The 19,178-nt window shown below is 60.7% G+C and carries 20 protein-coding genes; 14 read left to right on the forward strand and 6 right to left on the reverse strand.

Features of this window, described 5'->3' with window-relative positions:
• Positions 1–126: 126 nt before the first annotated feature.
• A complete protein-coding gene (locus AAFO90_RS08450; RefSeq protein WP_347509098.1) occupies positions 127–2,112 on the forward strand; it encodes an ATP-binding protein in 1,986 nt (661 codons plus the stop codon).
• A gap of 106 nt (positions 2,113–2,218) precedes the next feature.
• Here the strand turns inward: AAFO90_RS08450 and AAFO90_RS08455 are convergent, their stop codons facing one another.
• Positions 2,219–3,796 carry a bifunctional metallophosphatase/5'-nucleotidase gene (locus AAFO90_RS08455; protein ID WP_347509155.1) on the reverse strand — a complete coding sequence of 526 codons (1,578 nt, stop codon included), beginning with the start codon at positions 3,794–3,796 and terminating at the stop codon, positions 2,219–2,221.
• 174 nt (positions 3,797–3,970) lie between these two features.
• Between AAFO90_RS08455 and AAFO90_RS08460 the strand changes: the two genes are divergently transcribed.
• Genes AAFO90_RS08460 through arsC form a run of 4 tightly spaced genes read left to right on the forward strand, consistent with a single transcriptional unit; the run spans position 3,971 to position 6,130 of the window.
• Positions 3,971–4,309, forward strand: a complete 339-nt coding sequence (locus AAFO90_RS08460) for a DUF952 domain-containing protein (RefSeq protein WP_347509099.1) — start codon at positions 3,971–3,973, stop codon at positions 4,307–4,309.
• Positions 4,306–4,737, forward strand: a complete 432-nt coding sequence (locus AAFO90_RS08465) for a DUF1330 domain-containing protein (protein ID WP_347509100.1) — start codon at positions 4,306–4,308, stop codon at positions 4,735–4,737. Before AAFO90_RS08460 ends, AAFO90_RS08465 begins: the two co-directional genes overlap by 4 nt.
• Positions 4,734–5,792: a quinone-dependent dihydroorotate dehydrogenase gene (locus AAFO90_RS08470; RefSeq protein WP_347509102.1), complete on the forward strand. Its 1,059-nt coding sequence runs from the start codon at positions 4,734–4,736 to the stop codon at positions 5,790–5,792. Before AAFO90_RS08465 ends, AAFO90_RS08470 begins: the two co-directional genes overlap by 4 nt.
• Positions 5,789–6,130, forward strand: a complete 342-nt coding sequence (gene arsC, locus AAFO90_RS08475; RefSeq protein ID WP_347509104.1) for an arsenate reductase (glutaredoxin) — start codon at positions 5,789–5,791, stop codon at positions 6,128–6,130. The genes AAFO90_RS08470 and arsC overlap by 4 nt, the downstream gene beginning before the upstream one ends.
• Here arsC and AAFO90_RS08480 read toward each other — a convergent pair.
• From AAFO90_RS08480 to AAFO90_RS08490, 3 genes are read right to left on the reverse strand one after another with little or no spacing between them, the layout of a single operon-like run.
• Positions 6,127–7,449 carry an MATE family efflux transporter gene (locus AAFO90_RS08480; RefSeq protein WP_347509105.1) on the reverse strand — a complete coding sequence of 441 codons (1,323 nt, stop codon included), beginning with the start codon at positions 7,447–7,449 and terminating at the stop codon, positions 6,127–6,129. The genes arsC and AAFO90_RS08480 overlap by 4 nt on opposite strands.
• A gap of 13 nt (positions 7,450–7,462) precedes the next feature.
• A complete protein-coding gene (locus AAFO90_RS08485) occupies positions 7,463–7,981 on the reverse strand; it encodes a PaaI family thioesterase (RefSeq protein WP_065273350.1) in 519 nt (172 codons plus the stop codon).
• Positions 7,978–8,400: a PaaI family thioesterase gene (locus AAFO90_RS08490; RefSeq protein ID WP_065273823.1), complete on the reverse strand. Its 423-nt coding sequence runs from the start codon at positions 8,398–8,400 to the stop codon at positions 7,978–7,980. Before AAFO90_RS08490 ends, AAFO90_RS08485 begins: the two co-directional genes overlap by 4 nt.
• 173 nt (positions 8,401–8,573) lie before the next feature.
• Here AAFO90_RS08490 and AAFO90_RS08495 point away from each other — a divergent pair, with 173 nt between their 5' ends.
• From AAFO90_RS08495 to AAFO90_RS08535, 9 genes are all read left to right on the forward strand, one after another.
• The gene (locus tag AAFO90_RS08495; protein ID WP_065273349.1) at positions 8,574–8,942 is read left to right on the forward strand and encodes a MerR family DNA-binding transcriptional regulator; all 369 of its coding nucleotides are present in this window, start codon (positions 8,574–8,576) and stop codon (positions 8,940–8,942) included.
• Between the two features lie 351 nt (positions 8,943–9,293).
• A complete protein-coding gene (locus AAFO90_RS08500; protein WP_347509107.1) occupies positions 9,294–9,695 on the forward strand; it encodes a MerR family DNA-binding transcriptional regulator in 402 nt (133 codons plus the stop codon).
• 78 nt (positions 9,696–9,773) lie between these two features.
• The gene (locus tag AAFO90_RS08505; protein ID WP_347509109.1) at positions 9,774–11,555 is read left to right on the forward strand and encodes an acyl-CoA dehydrogenase C-terminal domain-containing protein; all 1,782 of its coding nucleotides are present in this window, start codon (positions 9,774–9,776) and stop codon (positions 11,553–11,555) included.
• Between the two features lie 84 nt (positions 11,556–11,639).
• Complete coding sequence (locus AAFO90_RS08510) at positions 11,640–11,852, forward strand: hypothetical protein (RefSeq protein ID WP_274832081.1); 213 nt, start codon at positions 11,640–11,642, stop codon at positions 11,850–11,852.
• A gap of 35 nt (positions 11,853–11,887) precedes the next feature.
• Positions 11,888–13,039 (forward strand): acyl-CoA dehydrogenase family protein, encoded by a 1,152-nt coding sequence (locus tag AAFO90_RS08515; protein WP_347509110.1) that lies wholly within the window; start codon positions 11,888–11,890, stop codon positions 13,037–13,039.
• A 30-nt stretch (positions 13,040–13,069) separates the two neighbouring features.
• Positions 13,070–13,702, forward strand: a complete 633-nt coding sequence (locus tag AAFO90_RS08520; RefSeq protein ID WP_274827892.1) for a glutathione S-transferase — start codon at positions 13,070–13,072, stop codon at positions 13,700–13,702.
• 10 nt (positions 13,703–13,712) lie between these two features.
• On the forward strand, positions 13,713–14,924 hold the full coding sequence (locus tag AAFO90_RS08525) for an acetyl-CoA C-acetyltransferase (RefSeq protein WP_274827891.1): 1,212 nt from the start codon (positions 13,713–13,715) through the stop codon (positions 14,922–14,924).
• Positions 14,924–15,409, forward strand: coding sequence for a cupin domain-containing protein (locus tag AAFO90_RS08530; protein WP_347509112.1), 486 nt, complete (start codon positions 14,924–14,926; stop codon positions 15,407–15,409). Before AAFO90_RS08525 ends, AAFO90_RS08530 begins: the two co-directional genes overlap by 1 nt.
• Entirely contained in the window at positions 15,406–17,610 is a 2,205-nt protein-coding gene (locus AAFO90_RS08535) for a 3-hydroxyacyl-CoA dehydrogenase NAD-binding domain-containing protein (protein WP_347509113.1), read from the forward strand. The genes AAFO90_RS08530 and AAFO90_RS08535 overlap by 4 nt, the downstream gene beginning before the upstream one ends.
• 125 nt (positions 17,611–17,735) lie before the next feature.
• On the opposite strand, the gene AAFO90_RS08540 is transcribed toward AAFO90_RS08535, so the two are convergent.
• Together AAFO90_RS08540 and AAFO90_RS08545 are read right to left on the reverse strand one after the other, a co-directional pair.
• Positions 17,736–18,398 (reverse strand): Hint domain-containing protein, encoded by a 663-nt coding sequence (locus tag AAFO90_RS08540; RefSeq protein ID WP_274832077.1) that lies wholly within the window; start codon positions 18,396–18,398, stop codon positions 17,736–17,738.
• A gap of 109 nt (positions 18,399–18,507) precedes the next feature.
• Positions 18,508–19,158: a sulfotransferase family 2 domain-containing protein gene (locus AAFO90_RS08545; protein WP_347509114.1), complete on the reverse strand. Its 651-nt coding sequence runs from the start codon at positions 19,156–19,158 to the stop codon at positions 18,508–18,510.
• Positions 19,159–19,178 lie beyond the last annotated feature (20 nt).

The following is a 19,178-nucleotide window of genomic DNA, read 5'->3' on the forward strand; positions in this document are numbered from 1 at the left end:
GCCGCATTGGAAAAACACCGCGACCCACAAAATGATGCGCTGGTTGACCCGTTGGATCAAGCCGCATAACCATGAAATCCGCAGCGTCGCCCGAAACGCTTTTCAACATCGTTCGGGACATTCCCCTTGCTGCCGATCGCCTGGTCCTTCTTTGTCTTCGACTACACGATGAATTCCAGCCGCAAGCGGCAACCGATCCGGTTGTTGCTCTATGTCGCTCTGCCAATCCTTGTCGCCCTCATCGCTGCCACCAACAGTCAGACGCAGCTGTTGTATGGTCCTGACACCCGGCTTGTGACCGAGGGCAAAAATACATTCGTCATTTTTGACCATGGCCCCCTGTTTTATGCGGTTGCGGCTGGGCTTTATATTTTTGTGAGCACCGCCCTTGGGCTGCTGACCTATGCGCTGATCCGGGCCAGGAAAATCATTCGGCCATTCCTCGCGGTGCTGATTTTCATCACCGCAGCGCCGCTCACGGCCAATCTGGCCTATATCTTCAATGGTTTCACTGTTTTCGGATATGATCCCACCCCCTTCATGTTTGCCGTGACCCTTATCGCGCTGAGCTGGCTGCTGCTGAACAATACGATGATGGATACCGTCGCACAGGGCCGGAGCCTGTTGTTCTATGCCACCCATGATCCGGTGATCATTCTGGACGCAGACGGTCGCTTTGCAGGGGCCAATCCCGCCGCCAAAATGCTGTTTGGTGAAACCCTTCCACGCCATGGCGACACGCTGGATCATCTGGACAAGATCGGTACGACACTGCAGTCCTTCCTGAACAGTGGCGTTCTGGCCAACGCGGAACCGATCCGGCTCAACCAGCGTATCTTTGATCTGCGCGCGCTGCCGATCGAAAGCCCGATGCAAAGCAAGAGCCCGCTCCTGGGTTGGTCCGTTTCCCTTGTCGACATCACCGAAAGAGAACGGTCTGCCGAGGCCCTGCGCGAGGCGCTGGCGACAGCAGAAGCCGCAAACCGCGCGAAATCGCATTTTCTGGCAAATGTCAGCCACGAAATCCGTACGCCGTTGAATGGCATTCTGGGGATGGCCTCGGTGCTGAGCGAAACCGCGCTGGACAGGGAACAGCATGACTATCTTCGCATTATCGAGGATTCCGGTCAGGTGCTGCTCACGACGATCGGCGATGTTCTCGATCTGTCAAAGATCGAAGCGGGACGGATGGCTCTGGAAACCCGGCCTTTCGCACTCCGCGATGCAATCGAAGGTGCGCGATCACTGTTTTCAGCTAGAGCCGAAGAAAAACACCTGCAGCTCAGCGCCAGCATTCACGAGGATTTGCCTCAGATGATAGTCGGCGACGGACACCGGTTCCGCCAGGTCCTCCACAATCTGGTCTCCAATGCCATCAAGTTCACCCAGTCAGGCAGCGTCACCATCACAGCGGAACCCACGGCTGAGGGCAGCGAGCTGTTGGTCCGGGTCAGTGATACCGGTGCCGGCGTTCCCATCGGGGCCCGGCAGGCGATCTTTCTTCCTTTTCAGCAGGCGGATGCGGGCGACACACGCAAGTTCGGCGGAACCGGTCTGGGGCTGTCGATCTCCCGTCAATTGTGCCACCTGATGGGCGGCAGCCTGGAACTGGCCGATAAAGCCGGGAAAGGCGAAACCTTTGAAATCAGACTACCGCTGGTCCCAGGCCCTGACGTAGACACGGGACCGCTTCAGTCCACCACGGATGTCGCCACAGTGTCAGACGCTCCGGCGATGGAGGTTCTGGTAGTCGATGACAACAAGACCAACCGGCTGATCCTCGAAAAGTTCCTCTGCCATACCTCCTGCGAGGTTCACAGTGCCTGTAGCGGCACAGAAGCGCTCGACATGGTGCGCGCTTCTGCCTTTGATGTGGTTCTGATGGATATTCAGATGCCCGGTATGGACGGCGTAGAGGCGACGCAGAAGATCCGTGCCATGGAACAGGCCACCCGTCGGCCGCCCTGCTTTATCGTCGCCGTCACCGCCAACGCCATGCCTGAGCAACTGGAACAATATTTGGCGGCAGGCATGGACGAGGTTCTGGCGAAGCCGGTGTCAAAGCCTCAGTTGCTGTCGCTCTTGCAACAGGTCCCCCGGAAGGCCGCATAGGGGCAGTTCAGTGTTCCAGAACCGGCCCCATAGAGGCGGGGCACGTCAAATGTATGATTTGCGCGCAGCCTTTGACCGCGCGCGAATCCACTACCCGCAAGCCCGATTACTTCTGCGCGATGCGCCCATCGGTATAGGGCGAATATGCCCCTTGCTCTGCCAAATATTCCGCCAGCACATCCGCAAGATCGGGACCAAAGTCATAGGCGTTCTTGTCATCGCCTGAGAAGACCTTGTAGCCATCGCCGCCATTGCGCACGTAGTTGTTGGTTACAACCAGATAGGTCTTGGCCGGATCCAGCGGGGTAAACCCGTCGCCCATATCGACCATCACCTCCTGCACGCGACCTTCGTTCGGGGCAACCGTAGGATCCCAGGTGAAAGTCAGCCCGGCTACCTGCGGAAAGCGGCCTTTCACCTCTTCCACCTGGCTGACACCGTTTTCAAGCGCAGCAACCAGTTCCTGACCTGAGATTTCAAAGGTCGAAAGCGTATTCTGGAACGGCAGGATGGTCAGAACCTCGCCCATCGTCACCTCGCCCGGCTCCAGGCTGGCGCGGATGCCGCCCGAGTTGGCAATGGCGATCTGTACGCCCTGATCCTTGACCCGGTCCAGCATCGCATCCGCAACAAGATTACCCATCTGGCATTCCTGAATACGGCAGGTCTGGCGGTCTCCGTCCACCGCAGCCGCAGCCTCGGCCACCACCTTGTTGCGGATCTCATCAAGCGGCTGCGCCAGCTCGGCGATACGGGCGACGGTGGCTTCATCCTCAGCCACGGTGCCATCCATGATCAGCGGCTCACCTTTCGCCTCGACCAGGTTCCCAGCCTCATCAAAGGTCACGTTCAGTTCGCCCAGAAATTTGCCATAGGCATAGGCTTGCACGATGGCCACACCGTTCACCATCGTCGGATAAGGCCCAACCGCCCGATCCGAAACATTGGAGAGATAAGTGTTACTGTGCCCTCCTACGATCACATCGACGCCCTTGGTTTCGGCCGCAACGCGCTGATCTACGCCATAGCCCGAATGGCTCAGCACGATGATCTTGTTGACGCCTTCCGCTGTCAGACGGTCGACCTCGTCCTGCACGGCAACCACCGGATCGGAGAAGGTGATATTCTTGCCGGGGCTGGCCAGCTCATGTGTGTCTTCGGGCGTAAGGCCGATCAGACCGATCTTTTCGCCGCCGCGCTCGATCACAGTGGATTTCTTCAGCACATCCGCCAGCGCCGGTTCCGCGCTGACATCGGCGTTGGACATCAGCACCGGAAACCCGACGGAATCCATGAACCCGCGCAGCACCTCGGGGCCGTCGTCGAACTCGTGGTTGCCGACGGTCATCCCGTCATAGCCCATCTTGTTCATCATCTCGGCCGCGGCTTTACCCTTGTAATAGGTGTAAAACAGCGAGCCCTGGAATTGGTCACCACCATCCACCAGGATCGAATTGTTGCTGCGAGTTCGGGCATCGGCAATCGCGCTCACCAGACGGGCGGAACCGCCAAAGCATTTGCCCTCGGCGTTGTCACCCTCGCGGCAGCCGCTGTCGTATTTGCTGATTGGTTCAAACCGGGAGTGGAAATCATTGGTGTGCAGAATGGTCAGCTTGTAATCGGCGGCCGCAACGCCGGCCGTCAGCCCCAGTGCCGCAACCGACAAAAGGAAACGTGTCATCATCATCAGGACTCCCTTGTTTTATGATTGGAGGAATGGTGCGACCAAACAACGCGCCAGTCAAAGGGGAAAAACAACCAGACCGGGTTTCCTAGGGTCAGCCTGCGCAGGCAGTGGGCATCAGCAACGCCGGATTACAGGCTTGATTCCATACGCGGCGCGGGGCATCACGATTTCATGCTGATCTACAAAATTTTCCGGGCGGACGAATGGGCCGCATTTGAGGCTGCGGGCACCACCCGTGGCGCGCCGATCGACCTTTCCGATGGCTATATCCACTTCTCTACCGCCGCGCAGGCCGCCGAAACCGCGGCCAAGCATTTCGCGGGCGCGGAGGGGCTGTTTCTCCTCGCGCTGGAGGCTGACACCCTGGGCGATGCGCTGAAATGGGAAGTCTCTCGCGGCGGCGCGGAGTTCCCCCATCTTTATCGCGAAATGAAGCTGGACGAGGTGCTTTGGGCCAAACCGCTTCCGCTGAAGGATGGCCGCCACCAATTCCCGCAGGAGATGACATGAGCCATTATATCGACCCGGACCGCGCCCAGTTCGAAGCCTTCAAGGGGCTGGACCGCGACCAGCCCATCGAGATGCTGAACCTTGTGAAGTTCCGCGACGCTGCCGCCTACCCCGAGGATCACGCGCTGGCTGGCACCGGGCTGACGGGGGCCGAGGCCTACAAGAATTACGGTCGCGAAACCGCGCCGATCATCGCGCGCCTGGGCGCCGGTATCGTCTGGCGCGGCAATTGGCAGGCAACCCTGATCGGCCCGGGGGATGAGGTCTGGGACGAGATGTTCATCGCCCGCTACCCCACTGCCCATGCGTTTCTGGAGATGGTGACCGACCCCGATTACCGCAAGGCGGTGGTGCACCGTCAGGCCGCGGTTGAGACCTCGCGCCTGATCCGCACCAGCCCTGCGAAAGGCGGAGCGAGTTTCGGATGAAGCTGACAGAGAAGCTAGCCCTTGCCGCCCTGCACCGCGTTGATCCCGAAACCGCACACGGGCTGTCGATCAAGGCGCTGACATCGGGGCTCACACCGACGCCCGGCCCGGTGACGTCGCCGCGTCTGAAGACAACGCTGGCCGGGATCGAGTTGCCGAACCCGGTGGGTCTGGCGGCAGGGTTTGACAAGAACGCCGAGGCGTTGTTGCCGCTGTCACGCGCCGGTTTCGGGTTCATCGAGGTGGGCGCCGCAACGCCCCGCCCGCAGCCCGGCAACCCCAAACCGCGCCTGTTCCGCCTGACCGAGGATAGCGCCGCCATCAACCGCTTTGGCTTCAATAACGAAGGCATGGAGGTGATCGGCAAGCGCCTTTCGCAGCGTCCCCGCGATGCCATCATCGGTTTGAACCTTGGCGCCAACAAGGACAGCGAAGACCGCGCTGCCGATTTCGCCCGGGTCCTGGCCCATTGCGGTGCGCATCTGGATTTCGCCACCGTCAATGTGTCCTCCCCCAATACCGAAAAACTGCGCGACCTGCAGGGCAAGGCAGCGCTGTCGGCGCTGCTGGCCGGGGTGATCGAGACCCGCGATGGTCTGCCGCGCCGGGTTCCCGTGTTCCTGAAAATCGCCCCCGATCTGGACCGCGCCGGGATCGAGGACATCGCCGCCGTGGCGCTGGAAAGCGGCATCGATGCGGTGATCGCCACCAACACCACCCTGTCGCGCGACGGGTTGAAAAGCGCCCATCGGGACGAGGCAGGCGGGCTATCCGGGGCGCCGCTGTTTGATCGCTCTACCCGGGTTCTGGCGCAGCTATCAGAGCTGTTGCAAGACCGGGTACCGCTGATCGGGGTTGGCGGGATCAGCAACGCAGAACAAGCCTATGCAAAGATCTGTGCAGGGGCCTCGGTGGTGCAGTTCTACACGGCGATGGTCTTTGGCGGTCTGTCGCTGGCGGGCGATATCGCACGCGGGCTGGATGCCCTTTTGGCACGCGACGGCTTTAACAGCGTTGCGCAAGCTGTTGGAACCAAAAGAAAGGACTGGCTATGATCACCTATTGGCACAATCCTCGCTGCTCAAAATCCCGCGCCGGTCTGGCCCTGCTGGAAGAGCGTGGCGCAGAGGCAGAAGTGCGGCAATATCTGAAAGACGCGCCCAGCCTGGAGGAAATCAAGACGGTGCAAGCCGCGCTGGACCTGCCTGCAATCGGCATGATGCGCACGGGTGAGAAGACCTTCAAGGAGCTGGACCTCAGCAAGGACAGCGCCGAAGCGGATCTGCTCGCCGCAATGGCGGAACATCCGATCCTGATCGAACGCCCTATCGCCATCAAGGGTGACCGGGCCGTCATTGGCCGCCCGACCGAGGCTATCGAGGCGCTGCTTTAGGCGGCGACGCTGGCCTCCAGCCGTGGATATCGAAGGGCAAGCGTGGCGGCCCGCGCCACGTTCAGCACCATCAGTGCGCCCCAAAGGCCATGATTGCCAAACAGCGGCACCAGAACCAGCAGCGACACCACATAAAGCGTTACCGATTGGATCATCGCAACGCGCATATCCCGCGTCCATGTGGCGCCGATAAAGACACCATCGAGCATGTAACTGGCCACGCTCAGCACCGGCGCCAGCGCTGCCCAGAAGAGGAACAGCCGCGCCGTGCTGCGCACCTCAGGCGAGGTTGTCATCACATCGATGATCGCACCGCCGCCAAGCGCAAAGGCCAGCGACAGTGCCACCGCCCCGCCAAGCGCCCAGAAAGAGGCCAGCAAGGCCGCCCGGCGCATCCGGTCGCGGCTATTTGCGCCCACGGCGCCGCCCACCAGGACCTCGGCTGAGAAGGCAAAGCCATCAAGCGCAAAGGCGGTGATCTCCAGAAACTGCAACAGCACCTGATTGGCCGCCAGTTGTACATCGCCAAGATCCGCGCCAATGAATAGGAAGGTGGTGAAGGAGCCGGTCAGCAGAACCGAACGCACCATGATGTCGCCGTTGACCTGCAGCATACGGCGCAGCCTTGCGGGGTCGAATACCCGCCCCCAGTCGCGCCACTGATTGCCACCAAAGGCATCGCGGCACAGCCACAGCCCCAGCGACAGGCCGCTCCATTCGGCGATCAGGGTCGCCGCTGCGACGCCTTCGACGCCCCAGTCGAGGCCCAGAACAAACCACAGATCCAGCAGGATATTGAGCCCGTTCATCCAGATCTGCAGGATGAAGACGCCGCGTGTCCGCTCCATCGCGATCAGCCAGCCGGTCACTGCATAAAGCGCAATCGTGGCAGGGGCGCCCCAGATCCGGATGGTCAGATACTCGCGCGCCAGCGTCTCCACCTCGGCGCTGGCCGGGGCCAGCGCAAAGGCACCCCAGAACAGAAGCGTCTGAAACACGATAAAGACGCCACCGGCCAATGCGGCCAGGATCAGTCCCCGCATCAAAAGGGCGCCGGTTTCAGCCATATCCCCGGCGCCACGCGCCTGCGCCGCAAGCCCGGTGGTGCCCATGCGCAGGAACCCAAAGATCCAATAGACCGTGGCCAGGATGACGGCGCCAATTCCCACGGCGCCAATCGGAGCCGCCTGCCCCATCTGCCCCACCACGCCGGTGTCGACCGCGCCAAGGATCGGCACCGTCACGTTGGACAGCACGATCGGCACCGCGATCTTCAGAACTCGACTGTGGGTGATTGGCGCCTCGGACGCGGCAGTCATCGCGACACCCGGTTCAATCCTTTTTCACGGGATCCTGCGGGATCAGGAAATGGCCGGTGGCCTGTGCGAACAGCCGGTCCTTGTGATCCTGCCAGGCCTCGACATGGACCGAGGCATAGCGGCGCCCAGCCCGGTTCACCGTCGCCCGCGCATAGGCATCACGCGGCAGGCCAGATCGCAGGTAATCAACTGTGAAATCAATCGTCTTGGGCTGGCGCGGCAGTTTGCCTGCCGTCAGCTCATTCGGGTCCAGCTCGCCGGATTCGATTTTCGGCCACAAATGCGCCCAGTTCAGTGTGACCACTGAGGTGACCTCAAGGAAAGCCGCCGTGACCCCGCCATGGATAGCGGGCAGGAACGGATTGCCGATCAACTTCTCATCGAAGTTGAGGATCGCCGTCAGCTCATCCCCGCGCCGGTCAAAGGTGATCCCCAGAAAACGGATATAAGGCACGGCCTCGACAAGGGCGGCAAGGGCCGCATCGCGGCGCTGCTTGACCACCTGAACGGGTTCGGGTCGGGAACGGTTCAAAACCCTTTCTCCACTGTGAAGGCACCCGAAGCCGTAGCCACGGGGCGGTCGCTGTCGTCATCCATCGCAACCGCGCGGACAAAGGCAACGTTGCGGGTGATGTGGTGGCAGGTGGCCCGGGTGACAATGGTCTGCCCCGGGGTCGCTGCCCGCATGTAATCGATGCGCAGATCAATGGTTGCGGTGCCGCCGGGCGCCGAGGGATGGCTCATCACTGCCGCACCGCAGCAGGTGTCCATCACGGCCGAAACCGCGCCGCCATGAATAACGCCCGTTTCTGGATCACCGATCAGTTTTTCGTCATAAGCCATGGTGATTTCGGCCATGCCATCGCCGATTTCGGTCAGCACCATGCCCAATTCACGGGCGTGGGGGATCGCTTCGATGAACTGGCGCGCCAGCTGGGTCTTGTCCGCCATAGGGGCGTTCCCTTTGATCTGTTTGGTCTTTGTATGCGCAACCTTGGCCCTGCCCGCCCCAAAGCGCAACCCCGTGATCACAGCGCTCCGTGACGTCGGATGAAGTTGCCTGCTGCGGGTGCTTGCACTGTTTGCCGCAGTTGCATAGGTTCGCGGCCAAGGGGAGAAAGTGGATGACCGAAGCCAGATTGTCATTCAAGGAAATGTGCGCTGCGTTCGATGTGACACCGCGTACATTGCGCTATTACGAGTACATCGAGCTGCTGCAGCCCGATCGCGAAGGGCGGTCGCGGTTCTACGGCCCGCGCGAAAAGGCGCGGATGAAGCTAATCCTGCGCGGACGCCGGTTCGGCTTTCAGCTGGAAGAGATCCGGCAATGGCTGCTGATCCGCGAAAACGAAGGCGATCAGGCGCAAATGCAGGCCTTTGTGGAGATGGCGGACCGGCAGATGATCGAGCTGCAAAAGCAGCGCGAACAGCTGGATGAGGCCATGGAAGAGCTGAGCGCCCTGCGCGTCACCACCTTGGCGCTGGCAAAGTAAAACTCAAATACCCGTTTCGGCGGCTCTGGGACCAGCGGCTTCACAGGCATAACTGTGGAGCGCCGTTGGGCTGTCCGCTCTGCATGTCCCACGCGCGGAACAGGATTCGCTGCGCCGCCGCATCGAATCCCTCAAAACCGACCTGAATTCCGTCTTTTCCCCTGCCCCGGATCCGCATTTCGTCGGATTTTCCGGGCGTTCCGGAGTCCGACGCAGCGTCATAAATGGCTCTCTCCACGTCACCCACGCATGTGACGCAGCGTACAGCTTACGTAAACGTCAAGAAGATGTTGTAAAACACGCCTCAGCTGTTCAATTTTAGGCTGCACCCAGCAGTCAAGAGTGACGATGATGACCGAAGAGACAAAATCCATCCGTCAGATGTGCGATGAGTTCGACGTGTCTCCGCGCACCCTGCGGTTTTACGAAGCCAAGGAACTGTTGTTCCCGATCCGCGACGGCCAGAAACGCCTGTTCACCAAACGGGACGGCGCACGCCTGAAACTGATCCTGCGCGGAAAACGGTTTGGCTTCAGCCTTGAGGAAATCCGCCAGCTTCTGGACCTTTATCACATTGGGGACCAGCAGCTGACCCAGCTGTCGCGGACCTATGATGTCGCCTGCGAACGGCTCGCCGATATGGAACGCCAGCGGGACGAGCTGAACGAAGCGATCGAAGATCTGCAACAGCAGCTGAAATGGGGCGAAAGTGTCATCGCCTCGATGAAATCCGAACAGGAGGCTGCCGAATAACCGGTTGCCCCGCCCCGGCCTTCCGCCCTTCGGGAGGTCACGCCAGACAAACACTGAAGAAATTCAACGAGGACCGCGATGCCCGTTTACAATGCTCCCACCAAGGACACCCAGTTCATCCTGCACGATGTCTTGAAAGTCTCCGAGGCCGCCACGCCGGGATATAACGAGTTGGAACGCGATTTCACCGGCGCCATTCTGGAAGAGGCTGGTAAGATCAGCTCCGAGGTTCTGCACCCGCTGAACGTGGTGGGTGATACCGAAGGCTGCCGCCTGGAAAACGGGATTATCTACACCCCAACCGGCTTCAAGGACGCCTTTGAGCAGGTCAAGGAAGGCGGCTGGACCGGTCTGGATATGCCGGAACAATACGGCGGCCAGAACATGCCCTATGTGCTGGGCACCGCGGTGGGTGAGCTGTTCTCCTCGGCCAACCAAGCATTTGTGATGTATCAGGGCCTGACCCATGGCGCCGCGTCGGCGATCCTGGCGCATGGCACCGACGCGCAGAAAGACACCTACCTGCCCAAGATGGTGTCTTGCGAATGGACCGGCACCATGAACCTGACCGAACCGCATTGCGGTACCGATCTGGGCCTGATGCGCACCAAGGCGGAACCGCAGGCAGATGGCACCTACAAGGTGTCAGGCCAGAAGATCTTTATCTCGGCCGGCGATCACGACATGTCCGACAACGTGATCCATCTGGTTCTGGCCAAGATCCCCGGCGGCCCCGACGGCATCAAGGGCGTCAGCCTGTTCATCGTGCCCAAGTTTATCGTCAACGAAGACGGCTCGGTCGGCGAACGCAATGGCGTCTCGGTGGGCAACATCGAAAAGAAAATGGGCATCCACGGCAACTCGACCTGTGTGATGAACTATGACGAGGCAACCGGCTACCTCCTCGGCACCGAGCACAAGGGCATGCGCGCCATGTTCACCATGATGAACGAAGCCCGTCTGGGTGTCGGCATGCAGGGGGTTGCCCAGGCCGAGGCCGCCTATCAGAACGCTGTTGAATACGCCAAGGACCGCCTCCAGGGCCGCGACGTGACCGGCGTCAAGAACCCAGATGGCCCGGCCGATCCGCTGATCGTGCACCCGGACATCCGCCGCAGCCTGATGGATCAGAAAAGCTTTGTCGAAGGGGGCCGTGCCTTCCTTCTGTGGGGCGCAACCATGATCGACAAGGCGCACCGCGACGGTGACAAGGACGCCGACGGTCTGGTCTCGCTGCTGACTCCAGTGATCAAGGGTTTCCTGACCGACGAAGGCTACGACATGACCGTGAAGGCCCAGCAGGTCTATGGCGGCCACGGCTATATCGAAGAACACGGGATGAGCCAGTACACACGCGACGCCCGTATCGCGCAGATCTACGAAGGGGCAAACGGCGTTCAGGCGCTCGACCTCGTGGGCCGCAAGCTGGCGCAGGACGGTGGCAAGCACGTCATGGCCTTCTTTGAGCTGGTGAAAAATTTCTGCAAGGAAAACGCTGGTATCTCCGAGGATTACGCCAAGGATTTCATTGAACCTCTGAAGGCCGCCTCCAAGGATCTTCAGGCCGCGGGCATGTATTTCATGCAGAACGGCATGAAGAACCCCAACAACGCGCTCTCTGGTTCTTATGACTTCATGCACATGTTCGGTCATGTCTGCCTTGGCCTGATGTGGGCGCAGATGGCAAAGGCGGCGCATGAGGCGCTGGAGGCCGGAACCTCTGACGCGGCGTTCTACGAGACAAAGCTGACCACCGGCCGTTACTACATGGCACGGCGCCTGCCCGCCACGCAGCTGCACCTTGTGCGCATCCAGAGCGGTGCGGATACGGTGATGGCGCTGGACGCGGCAAGCTTCTGATCCTTTGCCGGGGCGTTCCAACCGGGACGCCCTGCTTTGCCTTCCCTTCCGGCCCGGTGCCCAGACCAAAAGGACCACCGAACCATGCCAAAACGGTTCCGCCTGACCCGCCGCTTTCCGGTTGCCATGACCGAGGATGGTTATCGCAGGCTGAAACGTTTTGCCCATGAGGCCGGGTTGGACGAAGGCGAGGCGCTGTCATTCCTTTTTGAGAATTTCGACAGCGTCACCAACAGCGAAAACCTGACCCACCGGCTGCGTCTTTTCAACAGCGCGCTGGAGGACAGAAAACGATAGGCACGCCGCAACGACGCGTGCTGAAAGGGAGAGACATGAGCACCGAGACCCGTTCCGCCTGGATGACAGACGAGCACCAGATGCTGGCCGACATGACGGCGCAGTTCATCACCAACGAATGGATGCCAAAATACGAAAAATGGCGCAAACAGGGGATGATGGACCGCGAGACGTGGAACCAAGCCGGTGAATTGGGGCTTCTCTGCCCCTCGATCCCCGAGGAATACGGCGGCGCGGGCGGTGATTTCGGGCACGAGGCCGCAATCCTGATCGAAGGCAGCCGCGCCAATCTGGCGAGCTGGGGCCATGGCATCCATTCCGGTATCGTTGCGCATTACATTCTTCAGTACGGCACCGAGGAGCAGAAAAAACGCTGGCTGCCCAAGATGGTATCGGGTGAGCTGGTTGGCGCACTGGCGATGACCGAACCCTCCACCGGTTCGGACGTGCAGCGGATCAAGACCAAGGCGATCCGCGATGGCAACGCCTACCGTCTGTCCGGGCAAAAAACCTTTATTACCAATGGCCAACACGCCAATCTTATTCTGGTCGCAGCCAAGACGGATCCCTCGCAGGGTTCCAAAGGTGTGTCGCTGGTGGCGCTTGAAACCGACGGCGCCGAGGGCTTCCAGCGTGGGCGCAACCTCGACAAGGTGGGCTTGCATGCTGCCGATACCTCCGAGCTGTTCTTCGACAACGTCGAAATCCCGCCGGAAAACATCCTTGGCCAGGAAGAGGGCAAAGGCTTTTATCAGATGATGCAGCAGCTGCCGCAGGAACGTCTGATCATCGCCTGTGGTGCCGTGGGCGCCATGGAGGGCGCGGTCGAGCGCACCATCGCCTATTGCAAGGAACGCGAAGCCTTTGGTGGCCCGTTGACGCAGTTCCAGAACACCCGTTTCAAACTGGTGGAATGCCTGACCAAGACCAAGGTTGCGCGCGCCTTCCTGGATGAATGCATGGCCGAGCATCTGGAAGGCAAGCTGACCGTCGAAAAGGCGGCGATGGCGAAATACTGGACCACCGACACCCAAGGCGAAGTGCTGGATGAATGCGTCCAGATGCATGGCGGTTATGGCTTCATGCAGGAATATGCCGTCGCGGAAATGTGGGCTGACGCCCGGGTGCAGCGCATCTACGGTGGCACCAATGAAATCATGAAGGAACTGATTTCGCGCAGCCTTTGAGCTGCTGAATTCCGTGGGAGGATTTGAAGAATGACCATCAAACTGCACTGTTTCGGAGAAAGCGGTAACGCCTATAAGGCCGCCCTGGCGCTTGAGCTGTCGGGCCTTGAGTGGGAGCCGGTCTTTGTTGATTTCTTTGCCGGGGTGAACCGCACGCCGGAATTCCGGGAAATGAACGTGATGGGCGAAGCACCGGTGCTAGAAGACGGCGACATGCGCCTGACCCAGTCCGGCGCCATCCAGCAGTATATCACCGACAAAACGGGCAAATTCGGCGGCGCGCCGGAGGACAAATACGAGGTGCTGCGCTGGGTTCTGTGGGATAACCACAAACTCTCAAGCCAGGCGGGCATGACCCGGTTCCTGATGAACTTCCTGCCCGAAGACAAACGCCCCGATCAGGTGATCGGCTTCATGCAGGGAAGGCTCAAGGCCGCCTATGCAACGCTGAATGCCCATCTTGAGGGGCGCGACTGGATCGTTGGTGACGGGATCACCAATGCCGATCTTTCCTGCTGCGGCTACCTTTATTATCCCGAACCCTTCGGCTTTGACCGCGCCGAATGGCCCCATATCGACGCCTGGCTGACGCGCCTTAGCGAAACACCCGGCTGGAAACACCCCTATGATCTGATGCCCGGCAACCCGTCGGACCGAGCTTGAGGAGATACTTATGACCGAAGCTTATATCTATGACGCGATCCGCACCCCGCGCGGAAAGGGCCGCAAGGACGGCTCCCTGCACGAGGTGACCTCGGTGCGACTGTCCGCGCTGACCCTGAACGCCCTGAAGGCGCGCAACAATCTGGACGGTCACGCCGTCGAGGACGTGATCTGGGGCAACGTCACCCAGGTGATGGAACAGGGCGGCTGCCTTGCACGCACCGCGGTTCTGGCCTCGGATCTGGACGAAAGCATTCCGGGCCTCGCCATCAACCGTTTCTGCGCCTCGGGCATGGAGGCCGTGAACCTGGCCTCCAACCAGGTGAAGGGCGGCGCAGGCAAGGCCTATATCGCAGGCGGCGTTGAGATGATGGGCCGCGTTGCCATGGGCAGCGATGGCGCGGCCATCGCCGTGGATCCCTCGGTTGCAATGGAAACCTATTTCGTCCCGCAAGGCATCTCGGCCGATATCATCGCCACAGAATACGGCTTTTCGCGTGAGCAGGCCGATGCGCTGGCCGTTGAATCGCAGCGGCGCGCCAAGGAAGCCTGGGACGATGGCCGTTTCGACAAGTCGGTGATCGCCGTCACCGATCAGAACGGTCTGACCATTCTGGATCGCGACGAATACATGCGCCCCCAGACCGACATGCAGAGCCTTGGTGCGCTGAACCCTTCGTTCCAGATGATGGGTGAACAGATGCCCGGCTTTGATGCTGTGGCAAAGCTGAAGTACCCGCACCTGGAGCGGATCAACCATATCCACCACGCGGGCAACTCCTCTGGCATCGTCGATGGCGCTGCCGCCGTTCTGATCGGCAACAAGGAGTTCGGCGAGGAATACGGCCTGAAACCCCGCGCGCGCATCAAGGCGACGACCAAGATCGGCACCGATCCCACCATCATGCTGACCGGCCCCGTGCCCGCAACGCAGAAGATCCTTGCCGACAACGGCATGGCGATCGGCGACATCGACCTGTTCGAAGTGAACGAAGCCTTTGCCTCGGTCGTGCTGCGCTTCCAGCAGGCGTTTGACGTGGACCCTGCCATCGTGAACCCCAACGGCGGCTCCATCGCCATGGGCCACCCGCTGGGCGCCACCGGCGCGATGATCATCGGCACGCTGCTGGACGAGTTGGAGCGCACCGACAAGGAAGTTGGTCTCGCGACACTCTGCATCGCATCCGGCATGGGCGCGGCCACCATCATCGAGCGCGTCTGATGCCCAAGCTGAACCTGGCCGATATCCCCTGGCGGACCGGCTCCGCCTACCCCGGCAAGCTGGCAGAGGCGGTTGCAGGCCGCTCCAGCCAGCGTCTGGGGGATGCAGGTGGGCTGACGCAGTTCGGGGTCAATCTGGTTCAGCTGGAACCGGGTGGCCTGTCGTCCTTGCGCCATTACCACATGGAGCAGGACGAATTCCTGATGGTCACATCCGGGGTCTGCACCCTGATCGATGATCACGGGGAAACCGAGCTGCACCCCGGCGACTGCGCCACATTCCCTGCGGGTGAGGCCAACGGCCATCACCTGAAAAACAACACCGACGCGCCGGCCACCTTCCTGGTGGTGGGCACGCGCACCGACACAGAGACCGCTTATTACAGCGACATAGACATGATGGTGAAGGACGACGCCAATGGCTTCAACTTCACCCGCAAGGACGGCAGCCCGCTGACGGCTGACCAGATCGGAGACGAAACATGACTGAGTTTACGCTTTCCAAGGACGCTGACGGCGTCGCAACCATCACCTGGGATGTGCCCGGCAAGACCATGAACGTGATGTCCTTTGACGGGCTCATGGAACTGGAAGCCGCCATCGACGACGCATTGGCCGATGACGCGGTCAAGGGCATCGTGATCACCTCGGGCAAGGAAGGCTCCTTTGCCGGCGGCATGGACCTGAACCTGCTGGCGGTGATGAAGGAAGAAGCCGGAGACGATCCCGCACGCGGCGTTTTTGACGGCATCATGAAAATGCATGCCCTGCTGCGCAAGATCGAGCTGGCAGGCATGGACCCCAAGACCAAGAAGGGCGGCAAGCCGATTGCCACCGCCCTGCCCGGCACCGCCGCGGGCATCGGCATGGAGCTGCCGCTGTCCACGCATCGCATCTTTGCCGCGGAAAACCCCAAGGCGAAATATGGCCTGCCGGAAATCCTGATCGGTATCTTCCCCGGCGCCGGCGGTACCACCCGCATGGTACGCAAGGTGGGCGCCATCGCAGCCGCACCGCTGCTGCTCGAAGGCAAGATGCTGGACGCGAAAAAGGCCAAGGGCGCTGGCTACATCGATGAGATCGCAGCCGATCCCGTCGCCGCCGCGAAAGAATGGGTGCTGAATGCCAAACCCACCGATCTGGTGAAACCCTGGGACGCAAAAGGCTACAAGATGCCCGGCGGCGCGCCCTATCACCCGGCTGGTTTCATGAACTTCGTCGGCGCCTCCGCAATGATCAACGGCAAGACCCAAGGTGCCTTCCCGGCGGCCAAGGCGCTTCTATCGGCAGTCTATGAAGGCGCGCTCGTCGATTTCGACACAGCGCTCAAGATCGAGGCCCGCTGGTTCACCTCCGTGATCATGAACCCCTCGTCGGGCGCGATGATCCGTTCGCTGTTCCTCAACAAGGAAGCCCTGGAAAAAGGCGCCGTGCGGCCCAAGGACGTGCCGGATCAGCGGGTAAAGAAATTGGGCGTTCTGGGTGCGGGCATGATGGGCGCAGGCATCGCGCTGGTTTCGGCGCAGGCCGGTATGGAAGTGGTTCTGGTGGACCGCGATCAGGCCGCAGCCGACAAGGGCAAGGCCTATACCGAAGCCTATCTCGACAAGGGCATCAAGCGCGGCAAGGTCACTGCCGAGAAGAAAGAGGCGATGCTGGGCCTGATCAACGCAACGCCGGATCTGGACGCGTTGAAGGGCTGCGATCTGATCATCGAAGCGGTCTTCGAAGATCCGGCCGTCAAGGCCGAGATGACCCAGAAGGTCGAGGCAATCATCCCCGAGGATTGTATCTTTGCCTCCAACACCTCGACCCTACCGATCACCGATCTGGCCAAGGCGTCGAGCCGTCCTGAGCAGTTCATCGGCATCCACTTCTTCTCTCCGGTTGAGAAGATGCTGCTGGTTGAGATCATCAAGGGCAAGGAAACCGGCGATCGCGCGGTGGCCAAGGCGCTCGACTATGTGCGTCAGATCCGCAAGACCCCGATCGTGGTGAATGATGCGCGTTTCTTCTACGCCAACCGCTGCATCATTCCCTATATCAACGAAGGTCTGCGCATGATCACCGAGGGCGTGTCGCCCGTGCTGATCGACAATGCGGCGCGTCAGCTGGGCTTCCCGGTGGGTCCGATCCAGCTCAACGACGAGACCTCGATCGACCTGGGTGCCAAGATCGCCCGCGCGACCAAGGCTGCCATGGGCGATGCCTATCCCGACAGCCCGGCGGATGATCTGATCTTCTGGATGGAAGGACTGGGTCGTCTGGGCCGCAAATCCAATGCCGGCTTCTTCGACTATGACGAAAAGGGCAAGCGGGTTGAATACTGGAAAGGCATGCAGGAAAAATACCCGCTGGCCGAAGACCAGCCCGATCTGATCGAAGTGCAGGAACGCCTGATGTTTGCGCAGGTGCTGGAAGCCGTGCGCGCGCTGGAAGAAGGCGTTCTGATGGATATCCGCGAAGGCGACGTGGGCGCGATCCTGGCCTGGGGCTTTGCGCCTTGGTCAGGCGGCCCGCTCAGCTGGCTCGACATCATCGGCACGCCCTATGCTGCCGAACGCTGCGATCAGCTGACCGAAGCCTACGGTGAGCGCTTCACCTGCCCGGCGCTGCTGCGGGAGATGGCGGAGAAGGGACAGACCTTCTATGGCCGGTTCAATCCGGATGCAGCCGCCGCTGCTTAAGATTGGGTATTTGAAAAAAGAAATGGCCGACCCGAAACCGGGTCGGCCATTTTTGTTTCTTGGTAAGGCTCTATAGTAAAATAAAAGCCCTGACCGGCTCACCCAGTTTTTTATCGGGCGAAACCTCAGATCAGGGACGGAGCTCCCGAAGGGTCAATCGTGGGGCCAGCACCGAAACCCCCAAGTTGCTCTGCGGCAGCCATGGCCAGCACAAGATCGCGCGCCTCGGCTGCCGACAGTACATTGTAGAACTCAGGTGCGGCGGCGCCATTCAGCAGATCGCCTTGCATCGGTGCAAAGCCAAGGAAGCCAGCCTCCAGATAGATCACCTCGTCCCGGGCAAAGCGGGGGATGATCAACTCCATCCGCTCGCCTGGATGCAGGCGGCGGATACCGCGATAGCCGTCCAGCGCACAGGCGGGAACCACGGCAAAGGGATCGCCATGGGCGTCCTCGACCAGATCACTTTCTATCAGAACGCCCTGATCCGGCATCAGATACATCGGCACGCGGTTGTTCAGCGCGTCCTGCGGCACCAGCAGTGGGCAGAACACCGGATCCACGTCGCCTTCACCCACCAGCACCGTTTCGCGCCGCACTTCGACCAGTGGCTGCATGCCATGATCAAAGGTCAAAAGCTGGTCGCCGACAGTCAACGCCTCGACCGGGCGCCAGCCCAGGTTCGACGCCGCATGGGTTCCAGCCAGAAAACCACCCTGCCCAACCGACACCATCGGCGCCGCGCCCTCGGAAAAAGGGTTGCTGCGTTTCTGGAACCAATCAAGCATCTGCGATCCTTTCCGGCCTTTCGGTCCGGGGTGCCTGTCCCCTGCGCCGTTTTGCCTGTTACATCCGTTTCGCGCGGGCGGTCTTGCCCGTCTTAAACAGAGGTAAAGGTTAAACGTTAAAAGAATATTCAAATTGTTCGATTTCTTCAGCGCAGCTTGCCGCCAGTGCAGCGCGACTTTGCGGATCGTAATATTCCCGCCAATCCCGCGCCCGGACCGAGGCATTGGCCCGCTCTAGGTCCAGCCGAAAGCCGAGATGATCAAACAGTGGCTCAGCATCCTTTTCAAAATACTCGATACGGATATAGGCCTGACACTGTTCGCTCCCGTCCGCATGGCGCATGTAGGAACGCGGCGGATGCGCACGAAACGCCGAAAGCGTATCGGAATGCAGGATAAATTCGCGGAAACCCAAGGCCTTGGATCGCGTGACTGCGGGATGATCGAACGTCTGGTCCCGCAGCCAGTGGTAATAGCTGACCGCCCGATCAAAGGGATTGCGCACCAGAGTAAAGGCAAAAAGCCCCCTCATCTGGTCCTCTGGCAGCAGCCCTTCGATATCTGCGAGGGTGGAATGTTTCCACAACCTACCCCGCGTCTGCACGTCCTTCAGCCGCCGCCGCCGGTTGCGCGCCTTGGGCGTATCCCCCAGCATCATGTCGTCCTTCATCGCCCGCGCCTCCAGCGCCAACGACAAAGAGGTGCCCCCGGTTTTTGGGATATGGATAAAAACGAAGTTGCGGCCGGGGGACAGGATCATGACACCAGCCTATGCAGTCC

It is taken from the genome of Phaeobacter sp. CAU 1743 (assembly GCF_039839315.1).
GTDB lineage: Bacteria > Pseudomonadota > Alphaproteobacteria > Rhodobacterales > Rhodobacteraceae > Phycobacter > Phycobacter gallaeciensis_A.